General features: G+C 70.3%; 8 protein-coding genes. 7 read left to right on the forward strand and 1 reads right to left on the reverse strand.

Going from position 1 to position 5,762, the window contains the following annotated elements; all coding sequences use genetic code 11:
- The first annotated feature begins 227 nt into the window (after positions 1 to 227).
- The 7 genes from QZT59_RS07315 (at position 228) to QZT59_RS07345 (ending at position 5,424) form a co-directional block, all read left to right on the forward strand.
- Positions 228 to 1,004 carry an electron transfer flavoprotein subunit beta/FixA family protein gene (locus QZT59_RS07315; RefSeq protein WP_290813538.1) on the forward strand — a complete coding sequence of 259 codons (777 nt, stop codon included), beginning with the start codon at positions 228 to 230 and terminating at the stop codon, positions 1,002 to 1,004.
- A complete protein-coding gene (locus tag QZT59_RS07320; RefSeq protein ID WP_290813540.1) occupies positions 1,001 to 2,035 on the forward strand; it encodes an electron transfer flavoprotein subunit alpha/FixB family protein in 1,035 nt (344 codons plus the stop codon). The genes QZT59_RS07315 and QZT59_RS07320 overlap by 4 nt, the downstream gene beginning before the upstream one ends.
- Positions 2,032 to 3,456: an FAD-dependent oxidoreductase gene (locus tag QZT59_RS07325; RefSeq protein ID WP_290813543.1), complete on the forward strand. Its 1,425-nt coding sequence runs from the start codon at positions 2,032 to 2,034 to the stop codon at positions 3,454 to 3,456. The genes QZT59_RS07320 and QZT59_RS07325 overlap by 4 nt, the downstream gene beginning before the upstream one ends.
- A gap of 1 nt (position 3,457) precedes the next feature.
- Complete coding sequence (locus QZT59_RS07330) at positions 3,458 to 3,769, forward strand: 4Fe-4S dicluster domain-containing protein (RefSeq protein ID WP_290813546.1); 312 nt, start codon at positions 3,458 to 3,460, stop codon at positions 3,767 to 3,769.
- A gap of 147 nt (positions 3,770 to 3,916) precedes the next feature.
- Positions 3,917 to 4,150, forward strand: coding sequence for a hypothetical protein (locus tag QZT59_RS07335; RefSeq protein ID WP_290813549.1), 234 nt, complete (start codon positions 3,917 to 3,919; stop codon positions 4,148 to 4,150).
- Positions 4,151 to 4,363: 213 nt separating this feature from the next.
- On the forward strand, positions 4,364 to 4,816 hold the full coding sequence (locus QZT59_RS07340; RefSeq protein WP_290813552.1) for a universal stress protein: 453 nt from the start codon (positions 4,364 to 4,366) through the stop codon (positions 4,814 to 4,816).
- A 185-nt stretch (positions 4,817 to 5,001) separates the two neighbouring features.
- Complete coding sequence (locus tag QZT59_RS07345) at positions 5,002 to 5,424, forward strand: CBS domain-containing protein (protein ID WP_290813554.1); 423 nt, start codon at positions 5,002 to 5,004, stop codon at positions 5,422 to 5,424.
- A gap of 210 nt (positions 5,425 to 5,634) precedes the next feature.
- On the opposite strand, the gene QZT59_RS07350 is transcribed toward QZT59_RS07345, so the two are convergent.
- On the reverse strand, positions 5,635 to 5,762 hold a 128-nt coding region (locus tag QZT59_RS07350), incomplete at its 5' end, for a nitrous oxide reductase accessory protein NosL (RefSeq protein WP_290813557.1).

A 5,762-nucleotide genomic window follows, 5' to 3' on the forward strand; every position in this document is an offset into this window, starting at 1 on the left:
CGCCCCCTGGGAGACGTTGGCGCCCCCTGGGAGACGTTGGCGTGAGCGCCCGTCGGCGCCTGAATCTCGGCGTGCGGGACGCGGCCGACTCGAGCCGGGGTTTCGGCGGCCCGATATCCTGCGGGTCTTCTCAAAGGGCACTTACGTGTACAGGGGGTTCCCAGGCCCCAAGAATTGCCGTACTAGAACACCTGTTCGGGGTCCCTACTCCCGCTCGTGATGAACGCATGACGTGGACGATCGTCGTCGGGGTGAAACAGGTTCCCGACGCTGACGAGGTCGGGATCGATCCCGACACCGGGCGCCTCGACCGGGCGAGCGCCCCCGCGGTGATGAACGGACCCGACCAGCACGCGCTGGAGGCGGCGCTCTCGATACGCGACCAGGTCGGCAGCGAGGTGATCGCGATGACGATGGGGCCGCCGAACGCGACGACCGTCCTGGAGGAGGCCGTCGCGATGGGCTGTGACGACGCGGTGCTCATCTCCGACCGCGCGTTCGCGGGCAGCGACACCTGGCCGACGAGCCTGACGCTCGCCCGGGCGGCCGAGGCGCTCGACGCCGACGTCGTCGTCTGTGGCGAGGAGACGACCGACTCCTCGACCGGCCAGGTTCCGCCGGGGATCGCCGCCCACAACGGCTGGGCGCAGCTGACCTACGCCGAGGCGGTCGACGCCCGCCCGGAGGAGGGCCGACTCGTCGCCCGACGCGACGTCGAGGGCGGCCACGAGCTCGTCGCCGCCGACCTTCCCGTCGTCGTCGCCGTCGCGTTCGGCGAGTTCCCGCCCCGGCCGGCGCCCTTACACCGGAAGATCTACGGCGAGAACGACTTCGAACCGACGGCCTGGGACGCCGAGGACCTCGGCATCGAGGACGAGGTCGGGCTCGCCGTCTCGCCGACCTCGGTCGGGACGATGGAGACGGTCCAGCCGGTCGATCGCGAGGGCGAACTCGTCGAGGAGGTCGACGAGCTCGCCGAGGCGATCGGGGAGGTGATCGCATGAGCGACGACGAAGGCGTCGACGTGGACGCCTACGAGGACGTCTGGGTCTTCGTCGAGGAGCACGCCGGCGAGGTGATGCCCGTCTCCTGGGAGCTGCTCGCGGAGGCCGAGACGCTCGCGGCACGGACCGGCGAGGACCTCGTCGCGCTGGTCATCGGCGAGGGCCTCGGCGACGTGGCCGAGGAGGCGATCGCCCGCGGCGCCGATCGCGTCCTCGTGGCCGACGACCCCGTCTTCGAACCGTACCGCGCCGATCCCTACGGCGCGCAGTTCCGCGCGATGGTCGAGGAACGAAAGCCCTCGATCGTCCTCATCGGCGGCACCCACACCGGACGGGACTTCGCCGGCCGGGTGGCCGTCCCGGCCCACGCGGGCCTCACCGCCGACGTCACCGAGATCGACGTCGACGACGAGGGGATCCTCCAGGCCCGCCGGCCCGCGTTCGGGGGCGACCTCCTCGCGACGATCCTCTGTGAGGACCACCGCCCGCAGATGGCGACGATCCGCCCCGGCGTCTTCGAGGCCGCCGATCCCGTCGACGGAGAGAGCGCCACCGCCGACGGCGAAATCGTCGACGTCGAGGTCGTCGTCGAGGAGGCCGACGCGATCAGCGAGGTCATAGAGCGCGAGGTCGGCGACACGGCCGACATCACGGAGGCCGAGCGGATCGTGGCGGTCGGTCACGGCGTCGAGGGCGACCTCGGGCCGGCGATCGAGCTGGCGGAGGCGCTCGACGCCGAGCTGGCGGCGAGCCGCGCGGCGGTCGACGAGGGCTGGGTCGACGGGTCGCGCCAGGTCGGCCAGACCGGCAAGACGGTCAGGCCCGACCTCTACGTCGCCGTCGGCATCAGCGGCGCCATCCAGCACGTCGAGGGGATGAACCGGAGCGGAACGGTGATCGCGATCAACGACGATCCGAACGCGCCGATCTTCGAACACGCGGATTACGGCATCGTCGGCGACCTCTTCGAGGTCTGCCCGAAACTCGCCGATCGGCTCGCCGACGAGCCGGTCGCGGAGGTGACCCGATGAGCTCCGACGCCGAGAACGAGCGTTCCGATGCCGAGGCCGGCCGCCCAGAACCCGACGCAAAGACCCCCGAACTCGACGCCGACAGGGAGACCCAGGACGCGCCGAACTACGACGACCACTTCGACGCGATCGTCGTCGGTGCGGGCCTGGCCGGCAGCGCCGCGGCCCTGACGATGGCCGACCGCGGGCTCGAGGTGCTGCTGATCGAGCGCGGCTCCTCGCCGGGCGCGAAGAACGTCTTCGGCGGCGTACTCTACACCCCGACGATCCGGGAGTTAACCGACTTCGAGAGCGCGCCGCTCGAGCGGTACGTCTCCGAGCGCCGGTTCAGTATGCTGAGCCACGACGACGAGACGGCCGTCTCGCTGCGGCCTGGCGAGTGGCACGAGGAGCCCCACAACGACTCCTACACCGTTCTCAGGGGCGACTTCGACGAGTGGTTTGCCGAGCAGGCCGTCGAGAAGGGGACGACGCTCGTCACGGAGACGACCGTCACCGGCCTCGTCCGCGAGGGGGGCCGGATCGTCGGCGTCGAGACCGACCGTCCCGACGGCGCGATCCGCGCGCCCTACGTCGTCCTCGCGGAGGGCGGCAACTCCCTCGTGAGCGAGGGCGCGGACCTCAAGTCGACCGAGGCGCGCGAGAACGTCGCCGTCGGCGTCAAGGAGGTCCTCGAGTTCCCGGACAACGACGAGGCGATCGAGGACCGGTTCCGGCTGCTCGACGACGCCGGCGCCTCCTACCACTACTTCGGCGAGGGCGCCGTCGGCGACGCCTTCGGCGGCGGCTTCGTCTACACCAACGAGGACACGATCAGCGTCGGCGTGGCGTACCGGATCGAGGACGCCGTCGCGGCCGAGCAGTCGCCCGAAGACACGCTGAACGCGTTCAAGACCCATCCCGCCGTCGCGCCGCTGGTCCGGGACGCTCGGACCGTCGAGTACGCGGCGAAGACCATCCCCGAGGGCGGCGCGGAGAGCGTCCCCGAACTGGTCCACGACGGCGCGGCCATCGTCGGCGACGCGGCCGGACTCGTGCTGAACAACGGCGTCCACCTCGAGGGGACGAACATGGCCGTCGAGAGCGGTTACCAGGCCGGCCGCGCGATCGCCGAGGCCACCCAGGCGGGCCGGACCGACGCCGGCGCGCTCGCCGCCTACCCCGAGGCCCTCGAGAACTCGTTCGTGATGCAGAACCTCGAGCACTACGACTGGCTGATGGCGAAGGCCGAGGCCGACCGTGACCTGCTGTTCGAGAGACTGCCGCGGGCGTTCGCCGACGCCGGCACGCAGTACTTCCGGATGGATCGCACGCCGAAAGGCGTCCACGAAGCGAGCGCGAAACGCACCGTCCTCGACGCCGTCGGCGGCTGGATCGGTGCGGCGAAACTGGCCTTCCGGTACCGAAAGGTGGTGACCTGAGATGAGCGCCCAACCCAAGACCCCGACGATCGAGAACGAATCGCTCGAAGACCGCCTCTACACCGTGAGGTACGACGACCCCGGCGAGTCCCACCTGGACGTGAAGGTGCCGGACGTCTGCGCGGAGTGTACGACGAACGACTGCGTGACGGTCTGTCCCGCCAACGTCTGGCGCGAGGGCGAGGACGGCGTCCCGCACATCGCCTACGAGAACTGCCTCGAGTGCTCGAGCTGCCGGTTCGCCTGCACGTACGACAACGTCGTCTGGGAGTACCCGAAGACGGGCGGCGGCGTGACGTTCAAGCACGGCTGAGCGGCGGCGAGTCGGCCCGGGCCGCTTTCGACGGCCCGTCCGACGCGCCGAACGGGCTCGGTCGCGCCCGTGCGTACCGTTCCCAATGACCGGGAACCGAATCGCCGTTTCTTGAGTGTGAACGACTACCGTACTAGTAGAGAGCGCATGTCCCAGCCACGTACCGTCCCATCCGAGTCGACCGAGATCAGAACCAAGGAAGACGCCGCCGTGCGCGCCTACGACGCGCTGACGGAGGCGGGCTGTGAATCGCCGGAGGTGTCGCTCCCCCACCAGACGCGCTCGACGTGGATCGTCCCCGCACGGAGCGAGGACGGAGCCTGGCGGGTCCACATCGACCCGCGCTCGGGGGCGACGCGGGTCGTCCGACCGCAGGAGTGAACGACCGGATCGCCGGGCGTCGTCTCGAACCGGGCGTCGTCTCGAACCGGGCGGGTCTCGATAACCCGGGCGGTCTCGATACGGCCGGGCGGGTCTCGATAACCCGGGCGGTCTCGATACGGCCGGGCGGGTCTCGATGCGGCCGGTCGCCGTCGGCCCGCCCGAACGAGCCGCACCCCACCTATTTCGTCCTCGTTCGGGAAGTTTCGACCGATGTACGAACGAATCCTCCTGCCGACCGACGCGAGCGCCGGCGTCGACCGGGCGATCGACCACGCGATCGACGCCGCCGGACGATACAACGCCGAACTCCACGTCCTGCACGTGGTGGACGCCGACGCCTACGGTTCCTATCCCGGAGACGAGTACGTCCACGAGTTCGAGGGGCTCGAGAGCGCCCTCGAGCGAGCCGGCCGGGACGCCGCCGAGACCATCGCCGAGCGGGCGGCCGAGGCCGACGTTCCGGTGACGACGGAGATCCGCCACGGTCGGCCCCACGAGGAGATCCTCCGGTACGCGAACGAGGCGGACGTCGGGCTCACCGTCGTCGGATCGAAGAACCGGTCCGGCGAGTACCGGCGTCTGCTCGGGAGCGTCGCCGAGCGCGTCGCTCGCATGTCCGAACGACCGGTGACGATCGTGAAGACGCCCGTCGAGGCGGCCTAACGGCCGGTCCTCTCACGCCGGTAACAGGCAGCTCGTCGGGCCGGCAGGGAACGGACGCCCCGCGTCGACTTCGGCCGGCCGTCGACGGACCGACCGCCCGGCCCGTCACCGTTCGTGGTTGTCAGGACGACCGATCGGTGCGGTCGGGGTTTATGCCCGCGTCGGTGGGACGGTATCGCGGGTTCATGCCTATCGAAAATCTCGCCCGAACCGACGTCGTAACGGCAGGAAAAGACCACTCCGTCCAGGAACTCGCCTCGATGATGGACGACTCTCACGTCGGCAGCGTGGTGATCACGGACGGCGACCAACCGGTCGGCATCGTCACCGACCGCGACCTCGCGACGCGCGTGCTCGGCAACGGGATGGATCCGGGGGACGCCACCGCCGAGGACGTCATGACCGAGGACCTGGCGACCGTCGACGAGTCCGCCGGCTTCTACCAGGCGACCGAACTCATGAGCGAACACGGGATCCGCCGACTCCCCGTCTGCGACGACGGCGGCGACCTCTGCGGGATCATCACGGCCGACGACCTCAACGAACTGCTCGCCGACGAGCACGCCCACCTCTCGGACGTGATCCAGGCCCAGCGTCCGGAGTACTGAGCGGTCAGCGCCGGCGTGTCGATCGACCAGTGACGGAGTACTGATCGGCCAGCGCCGGCGTGCCGATCGGGCAGTGCCGGGGTGTCGATCGATCAGTGCCGGCCTGGACGTCCGGTGCCCGAATTCTCTCGTGAGCGTTCCTCTACCGCCCGACGGCGGCGATTTTGCCCGCGACCGACATCAGGAGAGCGAGCGCGTCCCGACGGCCCGTCAGCCGGTCCCGTCGAGGGCGTCCCAGCCGACGACCTCGCCGCCGTGGGCCGCCGCGAACGCCGCCGCGTCGTCGGGATCGGAAAACGGTAGGTGGTCGGCCCCCATGGCGCCCTCGACCTCGCTCC

It is taken from the genome of Halovivax sp. (genome assembly GCA_007119345.1).
GTDB lineage: Archaea > Halobacteriota > Halobacteria > Halobacteriales > Natrialbaceae > Halovivax.

What these genes read in the sequence shown, in the direction of transcription:
- QZT59_RS07315 (WP_290813538.1), top strand. Translation starts at nt 228, where the DNA reads ATGACGTGGACGATCGTCGTCGGGGTGAAACAGGTTCCCGACGCTGAC.
- QZT59_RS07320 (WP_290813540.1), top strand. Translation starts at nt 1,001, where the DNA reads ATGAGCGACGACGAAGGCGTCGACGTGGACGCCTACGAGGACGTCTGG.
- QZT59_RS07325 (WP_290813543.1), top strand. Translation starts at nt 2,032, where the DNA reads ATGAGCTCCGACGCCGAGAACGAGCGTTCCGATGCCGAGGCCGGCCGC.
- QZT59_RS07330 (WP_290813546.1), top strand. Translation starts at nt 3,458, where the DNA reads ATGAGCGCCCAACCCAAGACCCCGACGATCGAGAACGAATCGCTCGAA.
- QZT59_RS07335 (WP_290813549.1), top strand. Translation starts at nt 3,917, where the DNA reads ATGTCCCAGCCACGTACCGTCCCATCCGAGTCGACCGAGATCAGAACC.
- QZT59_RS07340 (WP_290813552.1), top strand. Translation starts at nt 4,364, where the DNA reads ATGTACGAACGAATCCTCCTGCCGACCGACGCGAGCGCCGGCGTCGAC.
- QZT59_RS07345 (WP_290813554.1), top strand. Translation starts at nt 5,002, where the DNA reads ATGCCTATCGAAAATCTCGCCCGAACCGACGTCGTAACGGCAGGAAAA.